Origin of the sequence: Streptococcus sp. 27098_8_76 (assembly GCF_041432315.1) — a bacterium.
Lineage (GTDB): Bacteria > Bacillota > Bacilli > Lactobacillales > Streptococcaceae > Streptococcus.
In genome coordinates this window covers 23,873-47,634 of sequence record NZ_JAPVZI010000001.1, presented here as the reverse complement: position 1 = coordinate 47,634, position 23,762 = coordinate 23,873, and the positions used below count along the sequence as shown (strand labels likewise).

Below are 23,762 nucleotides of genomic sequence, written 5' to 3'. Positions count from 1 at the left end.
TTCCTATTTTATATCCAATGTCCGAAGTGCTGCCTGATAGGTTTGCTCCATTAGCATGGTAATGGTCATAGGACCGACACCTCCAGGGACTGGCGTGATGTGGCTAGCAAGTGGTGCAACTGCCTCATAATCCACATCCCCACAGAGCTTACCATTTGCATCACGATTCATCCCAACGTCAATGACTACCGCACCTGGTTTGACAAAGTCAGCAGTCACAAACTTGGCACGGCCGATTGCTACTACAAGAATATCCGCTTTAGCAGCAACCTTAGCGAGATTATGGGTGCGTGAGTGAGTCAAGGTCACTGTTGCATTCTTGGCCAAAAGAAGCTGGGCCATAGGTTTTCCGACGATATTGGAACGACCGATGACCACCGCATTTTTACCTTCTAATTCAATCCCATATTCATGAAACATTTCCATAATTCCTGCAGGTGTTGATGGAATCATGACTGGATGACCAGACCAAAGGCGTCCCATATTTAGAGGATGGAAACCATCCACATCCTTTTCTGGGTCAATAGCCAATAGAACCGCCTCTTCATCAATGTGTTTTGGTAATGGCAACTGAACCAAAATCCCATGCCAAGCTGGATCCTGATTGTATTTAGCAATCAGGTCTAACAATTCCTCTTGAGCAATGGTCTCTGGAACTCGCACTACTTCGCTACGGAAACCAGCCGCAAGAGCTGACCTCTCCTTGTTGCGAACGTAGACTTGGCTGGCTGGATTGTCCCCAACCAAAATCACTACCAAACCAGGCACTAGACCTGTTTCTTCCTTTAATTTTGCAGTCTTTTCAGCCAACTGCCTCTGCAATTTGGCCGCTAAAGCTTTCCCATCAATAATCTGTGTCATATCACTTCTCTTTTCTTTCAAATATCTTCCATTATACCAAAAACTGTTGGTCCCCTCTAACACTTCTTTCCTAGGCAACCTTATAGTTTCAAACTATAAGAAAAAGCTCGGTTGAGCTTTTCATTAATCTATATTTTATATGTAAAGTTGACTACAAATAGCTAAACAAAGCTAACTTATAAAACCTTACTCAAGAAATCTTTAGTCCGTTGTTCTTGGGTTTGTTCAAAAATCTGTTCTGGTGTTCCGTCTTCAACAACCACACCGTCTGCCATAAAGATAACACGATCTGCCACCTCACGGGCAAATCCCATCTCATGTGTTACGATAACCATAGTCATCCCTGACTTGGCTAAGTCTTGCATAACAGCTAGAACTTCTCCAACCATCTCAGGGTCCAAGGCTGAAGTTGGCTCATCAAAGAGTAAGACATCAGGTTCCATAGCCAAACCACGCGCAATGGCAATCCGTTGTTGCTGTCCACCTGACAAACTCTGTGGATAAGCAGTTGCCTTATCTGGTAAACCAACTTTTTCCAAAAGTTCCTGAGCTCTCTTCTCTGCAACTTCCTTACTTTCACCTTTGGTCTTGATAGGAGACAAGGTGATATTTTCCATCACAGTCATGTTAGGAAAGAGGTTAAATTGTTGGAAAACCATGCCCATCTTCTCACGCATGGCAAACAGGTCATTCTTCTTGTCCGTAATATCGACTCCCTCAAAGATAACCTTCCCCTTGGTTGCTTCTTCCAACAAATTCATAGAGCGAAGCAAGGTAGATTTCCCGCTCCCTGAAGGACCGATGATAACGACAACTTCTCCTCTTTTAATCTCGAGGTTGATGCCCTTCAATACTTCATTCTTTCCAAAGGATTTATGTAAATTTTCAATTTTTATCAAGGTTTCTGTCATTATTTTTTATCTCCTTGTCCCATACGTTTTTCAAAAGCTTTCAAGGCTACTGTCAAAATAGAAGTCATAATCAAGTAATAAAAGGCTGCAAATAAAAGTGGTGTTAAAGGTAAATAGGTTGTTGTAGAAACTGTTGTAGCCCCGTTCCACAACTCCATAACACCGATAGCTGATAATAGGGAGCTGTCCTTGATAATGGTGATAAATTCGTTCCCCAATGCTGGCAAAATATTTTTGATTGCTTGTGGCAAAATCACATACCGCATCGCATTTTTAGGACGAATTCCTAGCGAATAAGCCGCTTCTAGCTGACCTTTTGGAACCGCATTAATCCCAGCACGAACAGTCTCAGAAACATAAGCACCACTGTTCATAGAGATAATCAAAATCCCTGGAATCAGACGAGAAAGGTCAACACCTAAAATTCCAACCTGAATAGTCGGAGCATTGATGTGCATAAGGGCAAAAGCAATCATAATCTGAACCATCATCGGTGTCCCACGGAAAATCCAAACGTATAAGTTGGCGAGCCAAACAAGCGGTTTAAACTTTGAACGTTGCCCAAAAGCCAAGACAACACCCAAAATAGTTCCCAAAAAGACAACACAGATAGAAATGAGAACCGTCACAACAGCCCCATAGTTAAAATAAGGTAAATACTTAGGTAAAAAAGAAAAATTCATAATCACACTGCTTTCTAAAATAGAATACTGTATGATTATAACATGTATTGAATTAAAATTCAAACTTTTTATCCGATTTATTCAAAAAAACTTTAAGCTGGTAGAATTAGCGAGAAATCTTAGTTTTTTCTAGTCAAGTTGGCCTCCTTTATGGTAAAATAGTAACGATAAGAAATGAAGGAGAATCAAAATGGAATCACATTTGGTTAGAATCATCAACCGCCTTGAAGCAATGGCAAAAGACGGCGGAAATTTAAAACGTAATTTTGAACGCGAAGGAGTTGTTGTTGCAGAAGTTGCATACAGCCACGACGAAGAAAATGGATCAATCTTTACCCTTCGTGATGTAGAAGCTCGCGAAACTTATACTTTTGATAGCATTGACTTGATTGCAATGGAGATTTACGAACTCCTTTACTAATACAAAACAAGCTGGGATTACACCCTGCATGTCTAACCAAAATCCTTTTTGTCTCACAAATAGGATTTTTTTATTCCCTAAAATCTCAAAAATTTTCATTGTAACAACTTCTCAAAGCTGCAATCTTTTTACTTGCTTTACACCCCAATCCTGTTATAATGAGAGTATAGAAATTTGACTATTTTTGACCATTAAACAGGTCAGGCTAAAAAAAGAAATGAGGTAGATGTATGCTTTGTCAAAACTGTAAAATCAACGACTCAACAATTCATCTTTACACCAATCTCAATGGAAAACAAAAACAAATTGACCTCTGTCAAAACTGCTATAAGATTATCAAGACAGATCCTAACAATAGCCTCTTTAAAGGTATGACGGATCTGAACAATCGTGACTTTGATCCCTTTGGTGATTTCTTCAATGACCTAAACAATTTCAGGCCTTCTAACAATACTCCTCCAACTCCCCCAACTCAATCAGGTGGAGGTTACGGTGGAAACGGCGGTTATGGTTCCCAAAATCGTGGACCTGCTCAAACTCCACCACCAAGCCAAGAAAAAGGCCTGCTAGAAGAATTTGGTATCAACGTAACTGAGATTGCCCGTCGTGGAGACATTGACCCCGTTATTGGGCGCGATGATGAGATTATCCGTGTCATTGAGATTCTCAATCGCAGAACCAAGAATAATCCTGTTCTTATCGGTGAACCAGGTGTCGGAAAAACTGCTGTTGTCGAAGGTCTAGCTCAGAAAATCGTTGATGGCGATGTTCCACATAAACTCCAAGGCAAACAAGTCATCCGTCTGGATGTGGTTAGCTTGGTTCAAGGAACGGGTATCCGCGGACAATTTGAAGAACGCATGCAAAAACTCATGGAAGAAATTCGCAAACGTGAGGACATCATCCTCTTTATCGATGAAATCCATGAAATTGTCGGTGCTGGTTCTGCAGGCGATGGCAATATGGATGCAGGAAATATCCTCAAGCCAGCCCTTGCTCGTGGGGAACTGCAACTGGTCGGTGCAACTACCCTCAATGAATACCGTATCATTGAAAAGGATGCTGCCCTAGAGCGTCGTATGCAGCCTGTTAAGGTCGATGAACCAACAGTGGAAGAAACAATCACTATCCTCAAAGGCATTCAAAAGAAATACGAAGACTATCACCACGTTCAATATACTGATGCCGCAATTGAAGCAGCTGCAACTCTTTCCAATCGCTACATCCAAGATCGCTTCTTGCCTGACAAGGCCATTGACCTCCTAGATGAAGCTGGTTCTAAAATGAACTTGACCTTGAATTTTGTGGATCCTAAAGTAATCGATCAGCGCTTGATTGAGGCTGAAAATCTCAAATCTCAAGCTACACGAGAAGAAGATTTTGAGAAGGCGGCTTATTTCCGCGACCAGATTGCCAAGTATAAGGAAATGCAAAAGAAAAAGGTCACAGACCAGGATACTCCTATCATCAGTGAGAAAACCATTGAGCACATTATCGAGCAGAAAACCAATATTCCTGTTGGCGATTTGAAAGAGAAAGAACAATCTCAACTCATCCATCTAGCTGAAGACCTCAAGTCTCATGTTATTGGACAGGATGATGCTGTCGATAAGATTGCCAAGGCTATTCGCCGGAATCGTGTCGGTCTCGGTACGCCTAACCGCCCAATCGGAAGCTTCCTCTTTGTCGGACCAACTGGTGTCGGTAAGACAGAACTTTCCAAACAACTGGCCATCGAACTCTTTGGTTCTGCTGACAGCATGATTCGCTTTGACATGAGTGAATATATGGAAAAACACAGCGTTGCTAAGTTGGTCGGCGCCCCTCCAGGTTATGTTGGTTACGATGAGGCTGGGCAATTAACTGAAAAAGTTCGCCGCAATCCATATTCTCTTATTCTCTTGGATGAAGTAGAGAAAGCTCATCCAGATGTCATGCATATGTTCCTCCAGGTCTTGGACGATGGTCGTTTGACAGATGGACAAGGACGCACCGTTAGTTTCAAAGATGCCATCATTATCATGACTTCAAATGCAGGTACAGGTAAGGCTGAAGCCAGCGTTGGATTTGGGGCTGCTCGCGAAGGACGTACCAACTCTGTTCTTGGTGAACTCGGTAACTTCTTTAGCCCAGAGTTTATGAACCGTTTTGATGGTATTATCGAATTTAAGGCTCTCAGCAAGGATAACCTCCTTCAGATTGTCGAGCTTATGCTAGCAGACGTTAATAAGCGCCTTTCTAGCAACAACATTCATTTAGATGTAACTGAAAAGGTCAAGGAAAAGTTGGTTGACCTCGGCTATGATCCAAAAATGGGGGCACGCCCACTTCGCCGTACTATTCAAGACTATATTGAGGACGCAATCACTGACTACTACCTTGAAAATCCAAGCGAAAAAGACCTCAAGGCAGTTATGACCAGCAAAGGCAAGATTCAAATTAAGTCTGCCAAAAAAGCTGAAGTTAAAACTTCTGAAAAAGAAGTATAAATCCTATAGAAAAGGAGTAGAAAATGAAAATTTTCTGCTTCTTTTTACTAAAATAACTGTAATTTCTTGACAGCTTGCCCTTTGTCCATTATGATAATAATAACGATACTAGATAATGAGGAAAATGCAATGGCAAACCCAACTTTCGGAGAAAAAAAAGCGAATACAGACTATGTTTCACGTTACGGTGTATATGCAGTTATTCCAGACGCTGAACAAAAACAAATTGTTCTTGTTCAAGCGCCTAATGGCGCTTGGTTTTTACCAGGTGGCGAAATTGAAGCAGATGAAAATCATCAGGAAGCCCTAAAACGTGAATTGATTGAAGAGCTTGGATTCACAGCTGAAATTGGTACCTATTACGGACAAGCTGACGAATATTTCTACTCTCGTCACCGTGATACCTACTACTACAATCCTGCCTACCTCTATGAAGCGACATCTTTCAAGGAAGTTCAAAAACCACTAGAAGACTTTAATCATATTGCCTGGTTCCCTATTGATGAGGCTATTGAAAATCTCAAACGTGGTAGTCATAAATGGGCCATTCAATCTTGGAAAAAACAGCATAAGATTGACTAAATCAAGCGACTTTATTCAAAAAGTGCTATAATAGAATTAGAAAATCGGAGGAAATGTTATGAAGCTTATCAATACGACAAACTCACACTCGCAACTTGTAAAAAGCCAGCTAGAGAGTACAGATGCAACCCTTGTTGAGGTCTATTCTGCTGGAAATACAGATGTTATTTTTACCCAAGCTCCGCTTCACTATGAAATCCTCATCTCAAATAAACACCGTGCTATTCGAGAAACTGAAATCGAAGCCATCCAAGAATTTTTCTTGAAACGTAAAATTGATAAGGACTCTATTGATGAGGCCAATATCAAAACCCTCTACTCAGAAAAATTAATTGGGATTTCGATTCCAATCAAATAAAATTTTGGAGAGATTAGAAAGCTATTGAACCTTATAGACCAAACATAGGTTCTGACTTGCTTTTTAAATCGTCTCCAATTTTTTATCTTGAGATCTTATCATACAAGATTTTATAGACAAATAATAAAAAAGACTTGGTTCTGCTTCTCACAAAACCAAATCTTTTTTTATTATTTAGAAACGAATTGTTTCACGTGTTTTCTCATATGAGGTAACAAAGCGGTTGGTTACACCAGGCTCCGCCACTTCCAACGCTTGAGAAATCTTGTCAAACGAAGCATGATAATCAAATTCTTTCTCAAAAATATCTAAAGCTTCATTGAAGGCTTCTTGAATGCGTTCATCAAATGAGCGGTAGCGGTTAGAATATTGCAATAGTTGTTCTGTCAAGGTTGCATACTGTACAATATTATAAGTTTCCGTTTCTAAAGCTTCCATATCATTCGTTGCAATTTCCAGAACACGGTTAACTGACTCTATATTGACCAATTTTTGTTCTAATTCAGCCATTAGATCTTCCGTATTATTACTTGCTGTAAAGAATAACTTCAAGAAAGTTTGTGGAATACCAGGTAAGTTCCGTTTCTCCATATATCTCTTGATGGTATGGAGACGATTAACATATACATTTGCCTTTTGACGTGCATTGATATCATCTTTTTCAATCTGAGCAAGACGTTGACTAAGTTCAACTTGTTCATCCTCGATTTCTTTCAAAGTAGCTTGTAAGTTTTCCAAACGTTCTTCAAGTAATGAATATGGCTCAGAATGTTCCTCTTGTTCTGAAGTTAATTCTAATACAGATTCTTCCAAAGACTCTAACTCAGCTTGCAATCTATGAACATGACTTGCATCTGATTCAGAAAGTAAATAACTTTTACTCAAACGCTCAATGTCTTCTATCAATAAAGCATTATTTTCCTTCATGTGTTGAAGATAAGTAGGAAGTGTTGCTACTAAACCTTCTACTACTTTCTGTGCCGCAATTTCTCTTGTAAAGATATCATAAAGTGCATTAATCTCTTCTTGGATTTGAGTATTTTCGTACTCTGCATTATCCAATTCTAGTTTAGCAATATTCTCATGATTTTTCTTGAGAGCCTCATAAAGCAGTTGGAAACGCGCTTCGATATCTGTCTCAGCAAAATAATAGTTGGCATCTAAGAGCTTACGGTAACCATCTTCTAAATCTTCTAGTTGATCTGGTAGCTCTTTAGATAATGTTGTTACAATTGCTGGTATACGATCAACAATATGTGTCAAAGCCAAGATATGATTTTCAGCATTATCCAAAATCACAGCAGCTTCTACTGGGTCACCAGATGAATTTAAAGTTACAAACTGAGAAAACTCTGATTGGATATTTTCCAATTGTTTTTCGATTTCAGACAAACCTTGTCCATATTCTTCAGAATGATCAGCAACTCGGTGTTGCAACTCTTCAAACAAGTCCAAGGTATGAAGAACACGTCCACTATTTTTAGACTCTTGTTTCTCCAAATCTGCCAAGGCATTGCGAATTGCCGCAATATCTTCTTCAATCAAGGTAATTTGACTCTCGATTTGATCAATTTGATGACTGGCCTTGAAAAAACGGAATGAGTTATTGTAGCCTTCTGCCTCGAAAAGATTATTTTCGATATCGGCAAAAGAATTAAGAGATAAATCAACCCATTTTTGATTCCATTCACGGAAAGTCACCTGACTTTGTCCAATCAAGTGCATATTTTTTACAGCTTCAACTTCATCATTAACTGGAAGATTATAAAGTTCTTCTTTTTTCTCTTCTAAAATTGCTAATTTACTTTCATTGCGCTTCCTTACATAGATTGCGATAGCATAGGCAATGACCAATAAAACTGCAACTGCAATTATTAAATAAATTACTAGTCTAGCAGACATATTAAACTCCTTTTTTACTTGAAACAATCGTAATGATTATATCATATTTTTTAGACCAAGGGAACTACTTCTCCCATTTTTTTAGACATCAAGTGTACTATAGACAGCATTTTCTTCGATAAACTCACGACGAGGCTCTACTCGATCCCCCATCAACATATCAAAGATTTTATCTGCTTCTGCAGCATCATCCACAGAAACTCTGGCCATCAAACGATGTTCGGGATCCATGGTTGTTTCCCATAACTGATGATCATCCATTTCACCTAGACCTTTATAACGCTGAATGGTCGGTTTGGTTCGACCTTCACTATAACGGGCTAAAGCTTCTTGGAGTTTGATTTCTTGATCTGCGCCTGGCTGGATGTATTCTTTAATCTCGCTTCCAACCTTGACACCATAGATTGGTGGTTGGGCAATATAAACATAACCAGCTTCTAGGATTGGTTTCATATAACGATAAATCAAGGTTAAAAGAAGAGTACGAATGTGAGCTCCATCGACATCGGCATCGGTCATCAAAACGAGTTTTTGGTAACGAGCTTTTGAAACATCAAATTCTGCTCCAAATCCTGTTCCCATGGCTGTGAAAAGACTACGAATTTCTTCGTTTGCAAGAATTTTATCCATGCTAGCTTTTTCAACGTTCAAGATTTTACCGCGAATTGGCAAGATAGCTTGAAATTCACGGTTACGACCAGATTTAGCTGACCCACCAGCTGAGTCTCCTTCGACGATGAAGAGTTCTGTTTCAGCAGGATTGTTAGAAGAACAGTCTGCTAGTTTCCCTGGAAGATTGGAAATTTCCAAACCAGATTTTTTACGAGTAACTTCACGCGCACGCTTGGCAGCCACACGAGCCTTGGCAGCTAAAATCCCTTTTTCCACGATGCGCTTGGCGATCTGTGGATTTTCCATAAGGAAATCAGAGAAGGCATCACTGAAGAGGCGATTGGTAATCTTGACCACTTCACTATTTCCCAGTTTGGTCTTGGTTTGCCCTTCAAACTGTGGATTTGGGTGCTTAACTGAAATCACCGCAGTTAATCCTTCACGGACATCTTCTCCTGTCAGGTTGTCTTCATTGTCTTTCAGTAACTTATTTTTACGAGCATAATCGTTGATAACACGAGTCAGTGCTGTACGGAAACCTTGTTCATGCGTACCACCTTCATGGGTGTGAATGTTATTGGCGAAACTCATGACATTTTCATGGTAACCCGTTGTGTACTGCATAGCTACTTCGACTGTGATATCATCCATCTCACCATCGGTGTAGATTGGTGTATCAAAGATAACATCCTTATTCTCATTGATATATTCAACGTAGCTAGCAATCCCACCTTCATAATGGTAATGCTTAGTTTGTTCCAAACCTTCGCGCTTATCTGTGATGGAGATTTGAAGACCGCGATTTAGAAAGGCCAACTCTTGAATCCGTTTATTTAATTTATCAAAATCAAAGGTTGTTGTTTCAGTGAAGATTTCTGGGTCCGGTGTAAAATGAACTGTTGTTCCAGTTCTATCTGTATCTCCGACTACCTCAAGATCAGCAACAACATGACCACGACGGTATTCTTGGTAATGAATCTTACCGTTTTTGTGGACATGAACATCTAATTGAGTGGAAAGGGCGTTAACTACTGACGACCCCACTCCGTGAAGACCACCTGAGACCTTGTAGCCACCACCGCCAAACTTTCCTCCAGCATGAAGGACAGTAAAGACAGTCTCAACGGCAGGTCGGCCTGTTTTTTCCTGAATATCGACTGGGATACCACGCCCATCATCAACAACAGTAATCGAATTATCTGGCTCAATAAAGACTTGAATATGGCTGGCAAATCCTGCCAAAGCTTCGTCAATTGAGTTATCAACAATTTCCCAGACTAGATGGTGAAGACCTTCTTTTGAGGTTGACCCGATATACATCCCTGGACGCATACGAACAGCCTCTAAGCCCTCTAAAACTTGAATTTGACTGGCATCATAATCCTGTGCCTGCAGATTTTTGATTTCTTCTGTCATCTTTTTCCTTTTTCTTACATGTCTAATACTTGTCTTAAATTCACGATACTGGTAAACAAGTGGGTATCCAATCCTGCTGCTTGACCTGCTTCGATATCAATCGACCGATCACCAATAACAAGACCAGAGCTAATCTGATACTTTTCTCTTAAATAAATCATAGACTCAGGATTTGGTTTTCTCTTAAAACCTGAGCTAGAAGTGACTACTTCTGTAAAATAAGCTGCTATAGAGGTTTTTTCTAAAATTTCTAAGACCTGATCATTTCTGTGAGAAACCAAGAAATGACGCCCACCTTGATTTGAAATGTCCTCCAATAAGTCAGAAACTCCATCAAATAAAATCGGATGTTCAAGCTCTCTGGCTTCATTTTCCTTGTACTTTTCTAAAAAATGTTCTAAGTTGGGAGCGAATGTCTCAATCGCAAAATCAGTAGAAACCTTTAAAGCCTGATAGACACTGTCATGATCTTGTGTGATACCATACAGCGCTAATGTTTCAACAAATGCAGCTGTTGAAGTTTCATAATTATCCAGTAAAGTTCCACCTAAATCCCAGATATAATCGTGATTTTTCATAGCTTTCATTATACCATTTTTTAGTTAAAAAAGCGATGATTTCCCTGAGTTTTCCACATAAAAAAACGAGAGGTTGACTCCCGTTTTACTGATTTTTACCAAAGACATCTCGATAGAGCATTCCTGTTCGTAAACTCTCTGCGTCCCCTCCTAGCTGCTCCACCAACTCGTAGGCAAAGGCAAGGGCTGTAGAGGGACCTCGACTGGTTGTCAAATGACCATCTACCACTACTGTTTCCTTGACATATTGACCATCAAGGATTTGCTCTTGAACGCCATCATAACAAGTGTACTGCTTGTTTTTCAATACTCCAGCTTGATTGAGGGCAATTGGCGCCGCACAAATGGCTGCAAATTTCTTTCCTTTTTGCTCGAAGCTTTGCAATTCTTGAATCAAGGCCTGATTGTCACGCAAATGTGCAGAACCAGGCATCCCTCCAGGAAGGACAATCATGTCATAGTCTGATAAATCACCATCAAAGACACGATCCGCTCTTACTTGGATTGCGTGCGAACCCGTCACTTGCTCCTCAAAACCAACCATATCACAAGTAATATTTGCCCGACGCAAGACATCTACAACTGTCAAAGCTTCAATTTCTTCAAAGCCCTGAGCTAACATAACTGCTACTTTAACCATGATTTTCTCCTTATTTGATTCGTTTTAATACAACCTTTTTCCGCTTGAATCGGACTTTTCCACTCTTTTCTTCAGCTAGATTGGTCTGGTAACTCATCGATAAAAGCAAGCCAACACCGATCAAGTTACTGATAATAGCCGATCCCCCTTGCGAAATAAAAGGCAGTGGAATCCCAGTCAATGGAAGCAAGCCCGTCACAGCGCCGATATTTTCAAAAATGTGGAAGAGTAACATCATAATCAAACCAGTAGAAATATAGGTGTAGAACTGGTTATTTGATTTGAGAGTAATCTTCAACATACGGTAAATGAGCATGAGGTAAAGGGCAATAACAAGGACTGAGCCAATAAATCCAAAATCTTCTGCAATAACCGTGAAAATCATATCCGACTCACGAACTGGAATAAGCAGATTCGAAGCATTAAATCCCTGACCAAATAAGCCACCACTCCCAATGGCAATCTGCCCTTGAGCCTGTTGGTAAGTGGTTGTTTGGGCAAAGTCAAATGGATTGAGCCAAGCCAAGATACGATTGATTTGGTAGGTCGGCATTCCCAGTTGATGTAGAAAAGCACGACCGCCCTTACTGATAAAAATGGCTAAGAAACCAGCAACTCCTGTTACAGCAGTCACAAATACTGGAATAATAATTTTCCAAGAAACTCCTGATAGCAAGACGATTCCTGAGAAAATAGCTACAAAAACCAAAGCCGTCCCCAAGTCACTTTGAAGTGCCAAAAGAACTAGGACTGGAATGGTAAAGACAATCATCCAAAAAATTAATAAAAAGTCCAGCGGAACTGTACGTTGCCATTCCTTATGTTTCTTTGTAAATTGGACAATGACACGAGCCAACATGAGGATATAGGATATCTTCATAAATTCTGACGGTTGGAATAGAGTAATTCCATTTATTGATACCCAGTTTTTGGCACCCGTTGATGCAACTAGGCTTGGATTATAAAAGACGATCGGCAAGACCATGAGTCCCAAACCTAACATATATAGAAAAGGGGTCACTTTCCAAAGAAATTCTGTATTAAAGAGCATGACGATAAAACCAATCACAAGCCCCAAGGCAATCCAGGCGACCTGCTGTCCTAAAATGGGCAAAATATTATTTGGATAATCATGACTAACGGCTATATAAATAGCCACCACGCCGATAACCAGTAGGAAAAACACTGGCAATAGCAAACTATAATCGACTCTAGAGTCGAGAGAACGTTTCATATATACTAACCTTATACTTTCATACAATACTATTTATCAAAGTTCATTTAAAAATTTATCAACAGCCTCATTAACTTCAGATTGAGCGATCGTTGTAACGCTCGCTTCTTTTGCTAGAGAAGTCACTATTTGCTTGCCGTATCGTTTTCCGACGATTCTTCTATCCAGAATGAGGGTTAAGGAACGTTGGTGTTCACGTCTCATACTTCTTCCCAAAGCCTGTTTTAAACGAATAATAGCCATAGGCAATTGATAATCATAAAAGGCATTTTTCCCTTCTTGAATTAGTTCCTGATTGATCTTTTTCGTCAAGGGCTCTTGGGGATTTTGGAAAGGAAGTCTTGGTACAACTTGAATCACAAAAGGATGGCTTGAAAAATCAACTCCCTCCCAAAAACTTGCTGCACCAAGCAGGATTTGTTGTTCACCTTTTTCAAAGCGTTTCTTCAGTTGATGAACATCGCCATTTTTATACTGGGCCAGATGGCTAACTGGAAGTAAATCCGATACTGCTAGAAGCATGTCTTTGGCAGTAAAGAGAACTAAAATCGGTTGTTGGAAAACTTGGACATCCATCAGCAAATCAGCTACCTCTTTGGCATAGACTTCTATGGAAGTTTCTGTTACTAGAGGGAAATCTTTGACCAAGACCACTTCTTGATCCTGTTTTTTATGAGCTTCAATCTTGACAAATTTGGCTTCGGGATAGCCTAAAAGGTCTGCCAAAGAAACCCTCTGACTAATCTCAAGAGTGGCCGACACTCCCAAGACTTGACATGAATTTGGCACTAAGGAAGATAGGAAAATTCGGCCTGATTTTGTAGAAGAAATCTGAATTTTCTTTTGACTCGTTTCAGTTGCTTGAAGCCAGTAATCACCTTCAGCCGTAAAATAGCGAACCAGTTCTTCAAATCCTTCTACCTCTAATTCTGAAAAATACTGGTGGAGATTAGTCAGAGAATCTAAGATATTTTTCCTAGATTTACCAGACTGAAATTGTTCTATCAAGTAAAGGCACTCAAAGCGAATACTTTCTAGTATTCGTTGTTGGACCTTATTCGGTTCATCCAGTAAAGCCTTATCAAGCAAGTCGATAATAGACTGGATATCGTAGGTCTCTTGAAGCAGATTTTCTAGGGCCAACAAAACTTTTTGGACTTCATCAATAATCAATAAACGGTCGCTGATAAATTCAGGATTATCTTCAAGTCTGGTTACAAGATAGGCATGATTGGTCACTAAGAGCTTGCAAGTCTCTGCTCTTTCTTGACTACGTTTCCAGAAATCTTCCGTCATAAATAAGCTCTTGGATGATAAATTCCCATCATGACGAAGATCTGTCAGAAAATGTTGGTAACGGTAGAGTTGACCAATCTCATCCAAATCCCCGGTTTCTGTCTCTGTCAACCAGACCAAGAGTTGCATTTTAAAGCGTCTAAATAAGCGATTTTCATCATTTTCCTGCAAGGAACGATAAAAGGCATCCAACTTCAGGTAATTTTGTGGTCCCTTTAAAGAATGAATATCTGTATGGAATACTTCCTTGAGACCTTTACCTTCTTCTTCCATGATTTGATTTTGAAGAATCTTTGTCGGAACGCTAAGGACAATCTGACGATTTTCTACTCGGGACAAAGCGGGCAAGAGATAGCCATAGGTTTTCCCAATTCCTGTCGGCGCTTGAATTAATGATACAGGCTCATCCTTCAATAACAAGCCAACCTCTTTAGCAAAACTTTCTTGTTCCTCCCTCATTTCAAGGTTCAATAGAGAAATATTTTTAGAAAAATCTTGAGATAGTTTTCGTGTCTCCAGAGGAGATGCAGTTTTCTTGAAATACAGTCCTTGAACTTCGACCAAGTCTGGAGAAGTCAGGATAGATTGATTTCTATAGATTTCCTCAATAACCAGGTAAGATTCATATAGGAGGGCATCAGCCATTTCCAGCAAGCGTTCCAAGAGACCTTTAGGAAGTTGGGCCATCTTTTCTCGTAAAAATAAGAGTAATTCTGCTGTAGCTTGGGCATCTGAAAGAGCTGTGTGGGCATGTTTTAGAGGAATTCCTAATTCCTGACACAAAATCGGCAAACTATATTTTTCCAGTTCAGGGAAAAAGACCTGAGCCAATTCGACCGTGTCAACACGAGGATTTCTTAGTTCATAGCCTTCAAAAAATAAATTTTCCGCCAAGAGATTGGCATCAAACTGAACATTATGGGCTACAAAAATCCCATCCTCCACCAAGTCAAAGATTTTTCTGGCAACTTGCGAAAAATCAGGTGCTTGCGCCAGACGTTGGTCTGTCAATCCTGTCAGTTCTTTAATATGGGCATCCAAAGGTTCATGTGGATTGATATCCGTCGTATAGTGATCGACGATTTTCCCATCCTCAATCACAACAATTCCCACTTGGATAATTTTAGCCTTACTACCTGTGCTAGTTGCCTCTAAATCAACCACAACATAGCGATTACCAATCGTTTTCATTATAAAAAATTATACCAAAAAAAGGGCCATTTGGCACCTGCAAACATGGGATAATTTTCAAACTCAAGAAGGTTACTTGTATTAAAATTCCCAGTAAACAGAGCATCCGAGCCTGCTGATTTTTTTGAAAATGGTGAAGAAATAAGAAAAATTGAGAGAAGAAATGTTTGTCTCATCCTTCTCTCAACTATCCATTTACTTTATTTAACCATATCAGGGTCGTAATCATAAAATCCTGTATCAAGGAAACGGTTTTTAGGGTGTAACTTGCGCACTTCTTCATCCAGCAAGAAGGCTTGGTCATGGCTAAAGTTGCCCTCTTGAATCAAGCTACGCGCTTGGATAAAGAGTTTTGCAATCTCAACAAAGTTTTGACCTGGAGTATAGAGTCCTTCTAATTTCCAGTGAGTAAAACCATGCTCCACCAATTCTGTCAATTTGGTCATCAAATCAAGATCATTGTTGGCAAAGATGTGGGTCCCATGATTATCTTCAAAGATAGAGTAATGGCTCTCAGGATCACTTGGCTCAGCCAAGAAAAGGTCGCGCTTGCGGGTCTTTTCATCATCGATATGCGTAAAATTATAGTAGTTTTGCAAGAGCGGACGTTTAGAATGGTGAATCACACTAGCACCATACACCAAAACTTCGGCAGGAATTTCCAAAATCTCTGGCATTTTGAAAAGTTCAGCTGATGGAATTTCACGCGCCAAAACAGCCTCAGATGCGCCAGCCTTTTGTCCCCAAAAGTTAATCTGACGACTGCTTGTCACCATTGTAGAAGCATCATAGATGGTTTTAAAGGAATAACCATCGCGATTGACCACATAAAAGACACCTGCATCCCCAATTGTAATGTAATCTGTCTTAATTTCTTCCAAGAAATCGAGGAAAGGCTTGATACGGTCCATCATATCTTGGTGCATGAGGGCATTGACTGCAACGATCAATTCCTTACCAGCATCATGAACCAGATTAGCAATTTCACGCAATTGGTCATAACTAAAGGTTGTTGGCAGACGAAGGCCAAAATCTTTCTCACCGACATAGATACGATCTACACCAGCTTCGAGCAGTTGTTTAACTTGTTCAATACTTTCAGCAGTTGCTGTAATGATAATCTTTTCCATAAGAAAAATTATACCATATTTCTCCAAAATCAGCCAAGACTTATCAGAGTTTTACAAATAGGAATCATTTCTCGGTAACTTCTCAAAGTAACTTCCAGTTGCCTGACCCAAGTGGAAATTAGTCTAATACTCTTCGAAAATCTCTTCAAACCACGTCCAGCTTTATTTGCAACGCGGTACTTTGAGCAACCTGAGGCTAGCTTCCTAGTTTGCTCTTTGTTTTTCATTTAGTATAAAAACGGATTTTTATAAGAATAACTAGATGAAAGGCAGCCCCAGAAGCATGAGAGAGCTCGCCAGTAACAATTTACTTTGTACACTATCCATAAATAGCAAACATCTCAAGCTCCATTAATCTTCAAAACATCATAGATAAAATCTAGTCCAAAATTTAAGCAATTGATGCTGTAGGATTTATACATTGTTATAAATTTCTAGTCGTTTTGTTCTTATGATAAGAAAAATGGCATAGAAAAACGAGTATATCCAACTACGGAAATGCTCGTTTTTTTGCTAGTTAGAAGTGGAGGTTGCTCAGCTTCATTTCTTTTTATAAAATTTATCAAGCAAGCGACCAACTACCTCATCTTTTTTCTATTTCTGCCAATATGCGTGACAGGTAGTAATGATAGCCAAAAATAGCAAGAACAAGCAGGAGGATAAGAACTCCTACTCCCAAGCTGATGGCAAGGACAGGGGAGAGAGACTGAACCAAGAACAAGCTTACAATGACTAAAATCATTAAGATAACACTATAAATTAAGAGTAAAACTATTGCTACTATACGATTTGAACGATTCACCAGATCCGTAATGTTACTCCAATTGGTTGACAGATTTTTCACGTCCTTAAAGTAATAGTGGCAAGAAAGGATGACACTAGCAAGGGTCCAGACTACAAGAAGGTAAATCATCGAAAGGATGGGCAAGCCTAGATATAGAGAAAGACCAAGTAAAATCAAAACTGGTAAAAAGGACTGGACAGCAAATATAATCCAAAATTTCACTTTCACATAACGAGCAAAGTCAAAGGGTAAACTCTTAAGAAAATCAACATTTTCCCTCTCCAAGGATAAGGCAATTGAAGGCAGGCTGGTGATATTGTTATTGACAACTGCTATAAAGAGAGCTATAAAAAACAAGGGTAACCAGTATGGAGGATGAATGTCTGGAACTATCTGAGAATCTCGGATTTTGGAAATCAGACCAATCATCATGAGATAAGGAAGGAAAGCACTTGTAAGAAGCACTGTAACCACGCCAGTTCCCTGTCCCAAGAGGGAGAGGTTGTAGCGCAAAACCATGCGGAAAAAGCCCTTTTTAGTAGTTGAAATCCTCTCCTTACTGCGACGTTCTTTTTTGACCTTCTCCTCACTATTAAGCAGGATAACGTCATAAAAACGAGGAAGGACCTTCTTTTTGGTCATGTAAAGCAAGAAAACAGTTAAAGCTATCCAAGCGAGCAGACCCACTAAGGCTTCTGTCGAAAAAGGCTCCACTGCTATTTTGTAAAAGAGATGAATAGGGTAAATGAGAGGTGGAATTTCTTTAGTCTGATTACCTATACCTCTAGAAATAGACTGGGTAAAGAAGACAAATAATAAAGGTATGAGAACCCCTATCCCAATCATCACATTCGCAAAAATAGACTGATACTTTCTAAAAAGCGCAGTTTGAGCCAAGAAATGCACTGCCACTACCATCACTAAAGCCAAAGAGACAAATAATAAGGCCAAGGACAGCAGCATCAAAGGCAAACCCAGCCACAGAGAAGGGGCTAGCCTAATGTAGAGGACTAGAAAATAAGCTAGGATTGGTATAATTCCAGCTAGAGCTGGCAAGAGGACAGACAGACCTTTGGCAATTATAATCTCTGATTCTTTAAAAGCATAGGGCCTATACGATGCCAAGTCCTTACTCTCATAAAAGACATTGTAAAAAGCTGTTAAAGAAGTTGAAAAGACAAGCAGCAGTAAAAAAGAAACCATTCCACTAAAATAAATAGGCCTTTCCTTAAAAGGAAAATGAATGGCTAGATTACTAAAAATGATGAGCATCAAGAGACTGGAAAAAATGTAAGAACTGAGGACTCTAGCGGAAACATTTACTTTTTTTCCAGGATTCTTAGCCTGCTTCTTTCGTAGGTTAGCCAGATTAGCTTCTTGAGATGAATAGAGGATATTGATATCCACTAATTTTTTAATGACCTTGAGACGCATCTGAAACCTCCTCTTTTCTACCAGCAAGGTTAAGGTAGATACTTTCCAAAGACTGGTCTGGATGGTCTTTTCTCAAGTCCTCTACGCTACCACAATAAATCAAATGCCCCTTTTTCAAAATGGCAATCCGATCACAGACTTGCTCTGCCACCTCTAGGACATGGGTTGAAAACAAGACTGTCTTGCCTTTTTGTGCATGTTCCTTCATCATTTGCTTCAAATCAAAGGCAGCCTGGGGATCCAAACCAGTCAAGGGTTCGTCCAAAACCCAAATATCGGGATCAGACAAGAGTGCTCCGATGACAAAGACTTTCTGACGCATTCCGTGAGAAAGGGTTTCAATAACCTGATAGCGGTTTTCAGCAAAATCAAAAACACTCAATAGCCTAGCTAGACTAGCCTCCAAGTCAGAGCTAGTCAGATCATAGGATGAGGCGATCAATTCCCAAAATTCATTGGCCGTTAAGCGTAAAAATAAGTCAGGCGAGTCTGCTACGTAGCCAATCTTTCGTTTGATCGTCAAGCGATTTTCCGATAAATCCTGACCGTCTACCAAAATACGACCACTGCTGGGTGAAATGATACTGACTAGGGATTTTATAGTGGTCGATTTCCCAGCACCATTATGGCCAATCAAGCCCATAATCTCCCCATTTTCAATCTGCAAATTGAGATTGCTCAAAGCCTCTTTATCACCATACAACTTACTAACATTTTGAAATTCAATCATGGGATGACTCCTATCTTTATCTATATTACATACTATTATACTAGCACTTTGATACAAAAAAATCAATACTTTATTTTAAATAGTTAAAATAGTTTCCTTCTATCTTATGCAAACGTTGGCGCTAACCAATACTTTATGATAGAATAAAGAACAAGATTGACAAGTAAGAGGAAACATCATGCAAAATCAAACACTCATGCAATACTTTGAATGGTATCTGCCCCACGACGGTCAGCACTGGACGCGTCTGGCTGAAGATACTCCACACCTAGCTAATCTCGGCATCAGTCATGTCTGGATGCCACCAGCTTTCAAGGCGACCAATGAAAAAGATGTCGGCTATGGGGTCTATGACTTATTCGACCTAGGAGAGTTCAACCAAAAAGGGACTGTCCGCACTAAGTATGGTTTTAAAGAAGACTATCTTCAAGCCATTCAAGCCCTAAAAGCGCAGGGAATCCAGCCTATGGCCGATGTGGTGCTCAATCACAAGGCTGCTGCTGATCACATGGAAGCCTTTCAGGTTATCGAAGTGGATCCTGTAGACCGTACGGTTGAACTTGGGGAACCTTTCACCATCAATGGCTGGACTAGCTTTACCTTCGATGGTCGCCAAGATACCTACAATGACTTCCACTGGCACTGGTACCACTTCACAGGTACTGACTATGATGCAAAACGCCGTAAGTCTGGGATTTATCTGATCCAAGGGGACAATAAAGGCTGGGCCAACGAGGAATTGGTCGATAACGAAAATGGTAACTACGACTACCTCATGTATGCCGACCTAGACTTTAAGCATCCTGAAGTTATCAAAAATATCTATGACTGGGCTGACTGGTTCATGGAGACGACTGGTATTGCTGGTTTCCGTTTGGATGCCGTTAAGCACATTGACTCTTTCTTCATGAGCAATTTTATTCGCGATATGAAGGAAAAATACGGTGAGGATTTCTATGTTTTTGGTGAATTTTGGAATCCAGACAAGGAAGCCAATCTGGACTATCTTGAAAAAACGGAAGAACGCTTTGACCTTGTCGATGTTCGTCTCCACCAGAATCTCTTTGATGCTAGCCGAGCAGGTTCCAACTATGACCTTCGTGGCATTTTCACAGATAGCCTGGTTGAACTCAAGCCTGACAAGGCTGTGACTTTTGTCGACAACCACGATACACAACGAGGTCAGGCTCTTGAGTCTACCGTTGAAGAATGGTTCAAACCAGCAGCCTATGCCCTCATTCTGTTACGCCAAAATGGCCTTCCATGTGTCTTTTACGGCGACTACTATGGGATTTCAGGGCAATATGCTCAACAAGATTTCAAAGAAGTCCTTGACCGCCTCCTAATCATCCGAAAAGATTTGGCCTATGGAGATCAAACTGACTACTTTGATGATGCTAACTGTATCGGTTGGGTACGTTCAGGTGCTGAAAATCAATCCCCAATCGCAGTCCTTATCTCAAATGACCAAGAAAACAGCAAGTCTATGTTTGTCGGCCAAGAATGGGCTAACCAATCCTTCGTAGATTTACTTGGAAATCACCAAGGTCAAGTTACAATTGATGAGGAAGGTTATGGACAATTCCCAGTCTCAGCTGCTTCGGTAAGTGTCTGGGCAGCCAATACAATCTAATTGCCAATGATTATTAAGCCAGATCCAATCGGATTTGGCTTTTTTTGTATTCACAAAAAGACCTACCCAAATGGATAGATCTTTATACTCAATGAAAATCAAAGAGCAAACTAGGAAGCTAGCCGCAGGTTGCTAAAAACACAGTTTTGAGGTTGTAGATAAGACTGACGAAGTCAGTTACCTATACCTACGGCAAGGCGAAGCTGACGTTGTTTGAATTTGATTTTCGAAGAGTATTACTTGATTACAATTTACCTGCTACCGCATCCAACAATTCTTGAATCTTAGCTTGGTTGCTTCCTCCTGCCATGGCCATGTCTGGTTTACCACCACCACGTCCATCGACGATAGGTGCCAATTCTTTGACAAGGTTTCCTGCATGAAGGTCTTTTGTCTTGCTTGCTACAAGGATATTGACTTTGTCACCGATAGCGGCAACAAGGACAAGAAGATCAGAGTAGTCTTTTTGTTTCCAGTTATCTGCAAAGGTACGAAGGGCACCGGCATCAGATACAGACACTTGGCTAGCAATGTAACGGTGACCGTTGACTTCCTTCACATCCTTGAAGATATCGCCTGCGGCTGCAGCTGCGGCTTTTTCTTTCAATTCAGCATTTTCTTTTTGAAGTTGACGAAGTTGTTCTTGAAGTCCTTCTACCTTGTGAGATACTTCTTTAAGTTGAGGTGCTTTAAGAGTTGCTGCGACAGCTTTAAGAGCATCTTCTTGTTCGCGGTAGGCTTCAAAGGCTTCCTTACCAGTCACTGCTAAGATACGGCGAGTTCCTGAACCAATCCCTTCTTCTTTGACAATCTTGAAGAGGCCAATTTCAGAAGTGTTGCCAACGTGGGTACCACCACAAAGCTCGATAGAGTAGTCACCGATAGTCACGACACGTACTTCCTTGCCGTATTTCTCACCAAAGAGAGCCATAGCTCCCATTTCTTTGGCAGTGTCAATATCCGTTTCAACTGTTTTCACTTCAAGAGCTTCCCAGATTTTCTCGTTAACTTGCTGTTCAATCGCACGCAATTCTTCTGCAGTTACTGCTTGGAAATGAGTAAAGTCAAATCGAAGGAATTCAACTTCGTTAAGAGATCCTGCTTGTGTTGCGTGGTTTCCAAGGATATTGTGAAGGGCAGCGTGAAGCAAGTGAGTCGCTGTGTGATTTTTCATGACACGGTGACGACGATTTGTATCAATTGCCAAGGTATATTCTTGGTTCAAGGCAAGTGGTGCATGGACTTCAACTGTATGAAGAGCTTGTCCGTTTGGTGCTTTTTGAACATTTGTCACAGTAGCCACAACCTTACCTGACTCATCCAAGATTTGTCCGTGGTCAGCGACCTGTCCACCCATTTCAGCATAGAATGGCGTTTCCGCAAAGATAAGAGAGGCAGTTCCTTCTGATACAGCTTCTACTTCTGCATTGTCAGCCACGATAGCCACCAATTTAGAAGACAATTGACTAGCATTGTAGTTGAAGACACTTTCTACAGTGATGTTTTGAAGAGTTTCATTTTGCATACCCATTGAACCACCCTTGACAGCTGAGGCACGCGCGCGTTCTTGCTGTTCCTTCATGGCTGCTTCAAAACCTTCACGGTCTACAGTCATACCAGCTTCTTCAGCAATTTCTTCTGTCAACTCTACGGGGAATCCGTATGTATCATAGAGTTTGAAAACATCAGAACCAGCAATGACAGATTGACCTTTTTCTTTCAAGTCAGCTACAATGCCTTGGGCAAAGTGTTGACCTGAGTGAAGAGTACGCGCAAATGATTCTTCCTCGCTCTTAACGATTTTTTCGATAAAGTTACGTTTTTCAAGCACTTCTGGGTAGTAGCTTTCCATGATTTTACCAACAGTTGGAACCAATTTGTAAAGGAAAGGCTCGTTGATTCCCAATTTTTGACCATGCATAGAAGCACGACGGAGAAGACGACGAAGGACGTACCCACGACCTTCATTTCCTGGAAGGGCACCATCACCGATGGCAAATGAAAGTGAACGGATGTGGTCAGCGATGACCTTAAAGCTCATGTTGTCGCCATCCTGATCATAGACCTTACCAGACAATTTCTCCACTTCACGAATGATCGGCATGAAGAGGTCCGTTTCAAAGTTGGTCTTAGCCCCTTGGATAACCGCCACCAAACGCTCCAAACCAGCGCCCGTATCAATGTTCTTGTGTGGCAATTCCTTGTATTCTCTACGAGGAACAGCAGGGTCTGCGTTAAATTGTGACAAAACGATGTTCCAGATTTCAATATAACGGTCGTTTTCGATATCTTCTGCAAGCAGGCGAATACCGATATTTTCTGGGTCAAATGCTTCTCCACGGTCAAAGAAGATTTCTGTATCTGGTCCAGAAGGTCCCGCACCGATTTCCCAGAAGTTATCTTCGATTGGAATCAAGTGACTTGGATCTACTCCCACTTCAATCCAGCGGTTGTAAGAATCTTTATCGTCTGGATAGTAGGTCATGTATAGTTTTTCAGCAGGAAAATCAAACCATTCAGGGCTTGTCAAAAGCTCATAAGCCCAAGTGATAGCTTCGTCACGGAAGTAATCCCCGATTGAGAAGTTCCCCAACATTTCAAACATGGTATGGTGACGTGCAGTCTTCCCTACGTTTTCAATATCGTTTGTACGGATAGCCTTTTGGGCATTGGTAATACGTGGATTTTCAGGGATAATGGTCCCGTCAAAGTATTTCTTAAGCGTTGCTACCCCAGAGTTGATCCACAAAAGAGTTGGGTCATTTACAGGAACCAAGCTCACTGATGGTTCTACAGAGTGACCTTTGGTCGCCCAGAAGTCAAGCCACATTTGGCGTACTTGTGCACTAGATAGTTGTTTCATATTGTCTCCTTATT

At 40.5% G+C, this 23,762-nt stretch carries 18 protein-coding genes; 5 read left to right on the top strand and 13 right to left on the bottom strand.

The window, feature by feature from the left end:
- Positions 1 to 3: 3 nt before the first annotated feature.
- The 3 genes from O3636_RS00220 to O3636_RS00210 form a co-directional block, all read right to left on the bottom strand.
- The gene (locus tag O3636_RS00220) at positions 4 to 861 is read right to left on the bottom strand and encodes a bifunctional methylenetetrahydrofolate dehydrogenase/methenyltetrahydrofolate cyclohydrolase (RefSeq protein ID WP_371641335.1); all 858 of its coding nucleotides are present in this window, start codon (positions 859 to 861) and stop codon (positions 4 to 6) included.
- A 176-nt stretch (positions 862 to 1,037) separates the two neighbouring features.
- Positions 1,038 to 1,772, bottom strand: a complete 735-nt coding sequence (locus O3636_RS00215; RefSeq protein WP_000140957.1) for an amino acid ABC transporter ATP-binding protein — start codon at positions 1,770 to 1,772, stop codon at positions 1,038 to 1,040.
- The gene (locus O3636_RS00210) at positions 1,772 to 2,455 is read right to left on the bottom strand and encodes an amino acid ABC transporter permease (RefSeq protein WP_001011642.1); all 684 of its coding nucleotides are present in this window, start codon (positions 2,453 to 2,455) and stop codon (positions 1,772 to 1,774) included. Before O3636_RS00210 ends, O3636_RS00215 begins: the two co-directional genes overlap by 1 nt.
- A gap of 190 nt (positions 2,456 to 2,645) precedes the next feature.
- Between O3636_RS00210 and O3636_RS00205 the strand changes: the two genes are divergently transcribed.
- The 4 genes from O3636_RS00205 (at position 2,646) to O3636_RS00190 (ending at position 6,305) form a co-directional block, all read left to right on the top strand.
- Complete coding sequence (locus O3636_RS00205; protein ID WP_000443570.1) at positions 2,646 to 2,876, top strand: DUF1797 family protein; 231 nt, start codon at positions 2,646 to 2,648, stop codon at positions 2,874 to 2,876.
- A gap of 230 nt (positions 2,877 to 3,106) precedes the next feature.
- Positions 3,107 to 5,365, top strand: a complete 2,259-nt coding sequence (locus O3636_RS00200) for an AAA family ATPase (RefSeq protein ID WP_371641334.1) — start codon at positions 3,107 to 3,109, stop codon at positions 5,363 to 5,365.
- A gap of 129 nt (positions 5,366 to 5,494) precedes the next feature.
- Entirely contained in the window at positions 5,495 to 5,947 is a 453-nt protein-coding gene (locus tag O3636_RS00195) for an NUDIX hydrolase (RefSeq protein ID WP_371641333.1), read from the top strand.
- 58 nt (positions 5,948 to 6,005) lie between these two features.
- Positions 6,006 to 6,305 carry a DUF1827 family protein gene (locus O3636_RS00190; RefSeq protein WP_000767197.1) on the top strand — a complete coding sequence of 100 codons (300 nt, stop codon included), beginning with the start codon at positions 6,006 to 6,008 and terminating at the stop codon, positions 6,303 to 6,305.
- A gap of 174 nt (positions 6,306 to 6,479) precedes the next feature.
- On the opposite strand, the gene ezrA is transcribed toward O3636_RS00190, so the two are convergent.
- The 9 genes from ezrA to O3636_RS00145 form a co-directional block, all read right to left on the bottom strand.
- The gene (gene ezrA / locus O3636_RS00185) at positions 6,480 to 8,207 is read right to left on the bottom strand and encodes a septation ring formation regulator EzrA (protein WP_371641332.1); all 1,728 of its coding nucleotides are present in this window, start codon (positions 8,205 to 8,207) and stop codon (positions 6,480 to 6,482) included.
- Positions 8,208 to 8,288: 81 nt separating this feature from the next.
- Complete coding sequence (gyrB, locus tag O3636_RS00180) at positions 8,289 to 10,235, bottom strand: DNA topoisomerase (ATP-hydrolyzing) subunit B (protein ID WP_049539264.1); 1,947 nt, start codon at positions 10,233 to 10,235, stop codon at positions 8,289 to 8,291.
- Positions 10,236 to 10,249: 14 nt separating this feature from the next.
- The gene (locus tag O3636_RS00175) at positions 10,250 to 10,813 is read right to left on the bottom strand and encodes an HAD family hydrolase (RefSeq protein WP_031240397.1); all 564 of its coding nucleotides are present in this window, start codon (positions 10,811 to 10,813) and stop codon (positions 10,250 to 10,252) included.
- A gap of 85 nt (positions 10,814 to 10,898) precedes the next feature.
- Positions 10,899 to 11,453 carry a DJ-1 family glyoxalase III gene (locus tag O3636_RS00170; protein ID WP_371641331.1) on the bottom strand — a complete coding sequence of 185 codons (555 nt, stop codon included), beginning with the start codon at positions 11,451 to 11,453 and terminating at the stop codon, positions 10,899 to 10,901.
- A gap of 10 nt (positions 11,454 to 11,463) precedes the next feature.
- Positions 11,464 to 12,687: an FtsW/RodA/SpoVE family cell cycle protein gene (locus O3636_RS00165; protein ID WP_000830651.1), complete on the bottom strand. Its 1,224-nt coding sequence runs from the start codon at positions 12,685 to 12,687 to the stop codon at positions 11,464 to 11,466.
- A 36-nt stretch (positions 12,688 to 12,723) separates the two neighbouring features.
- Complete coding sequence (locus O3636_RS00160) at positions 12,724 to 15,174, bottom strand: bifunctional DnaQ family exonuclease/ATP-dependent helicase (RefSeq protein ID WP_371641330.1); 2,451 nt, start codon at positions 15,172 to 15,174, stop codon at positions 12,724 to 12,726.
- Positions 15,175 to 15,374: 200 nt separating this feature from the next.
- The gene (locus O3636_RS00155; RefSeq protein ID WP_173268189.1) at positions 15,375 to 16,304 is read right to left on the bottom strand and encodes a peptidase U32 family protein; all 930 of its coding nucleotides are present in this window, start codon (positions 16,302 to 16,304) and stop codon (positions 15,375 to 15,377) included.
- 583 nt (positions 16,305 to 16,887) lie between these two features.
- A complete protein-coding gene (locus O3636_RS00150) occupies positions 16,888 to 18,522 on the bottom strand; it encodes a hypothetical protein (RefSeq protein ID WP_371641329.1) in 1,635 nt (544 codons plus the stop codon).
- Complete coding sequence (locus tag O3636_RS00145; protein WP_371641328.1) at positions 18,503 to 19,252, bottom strand: ABC transporter ATP-binding protein; 750 nt, start codon at positions 19,250 to 19,252, stop codon at positions 18,503 to 18,505. Before O3636_RS00145 ends, O3636_RS00150 begins: the two co-directional genes overlap by 20 nt.
- Before the next feature lie 178 nt (positions 19,253 to 19,430).
- Between O3636_RS00145 and O3636_RS00140 the strand changes: the two genes are divergently transcribed.
- On the top strand, positions 19,431 to 20,885 hold the full coding sequence (locus tag O3636_RS00140) for an alpha-amylase (protein WP_371641327.1): 1,455 nt from the start codon (positions 19,431 to 19,433) through the stop codon (positions 20,883 to 20,885).
- Between the two features lie 244 nt (positions 20,886 to 21,129).
- Here O3636_RS00140 and alaS read toward each other — a convergent pair whose 3' ends face one another.
- Entirely contained in the window at positions 21,130 to 23,748 is a 2,619-nt protein-coding gene (gene alaS / locus O3636_RS00135) for an alanine--tRNA ligase (protein ID WP_371641326.1), read from the bottom strand.
- Positions 23,749 to 23,762 lie beyond the last annotated feature (14 nt).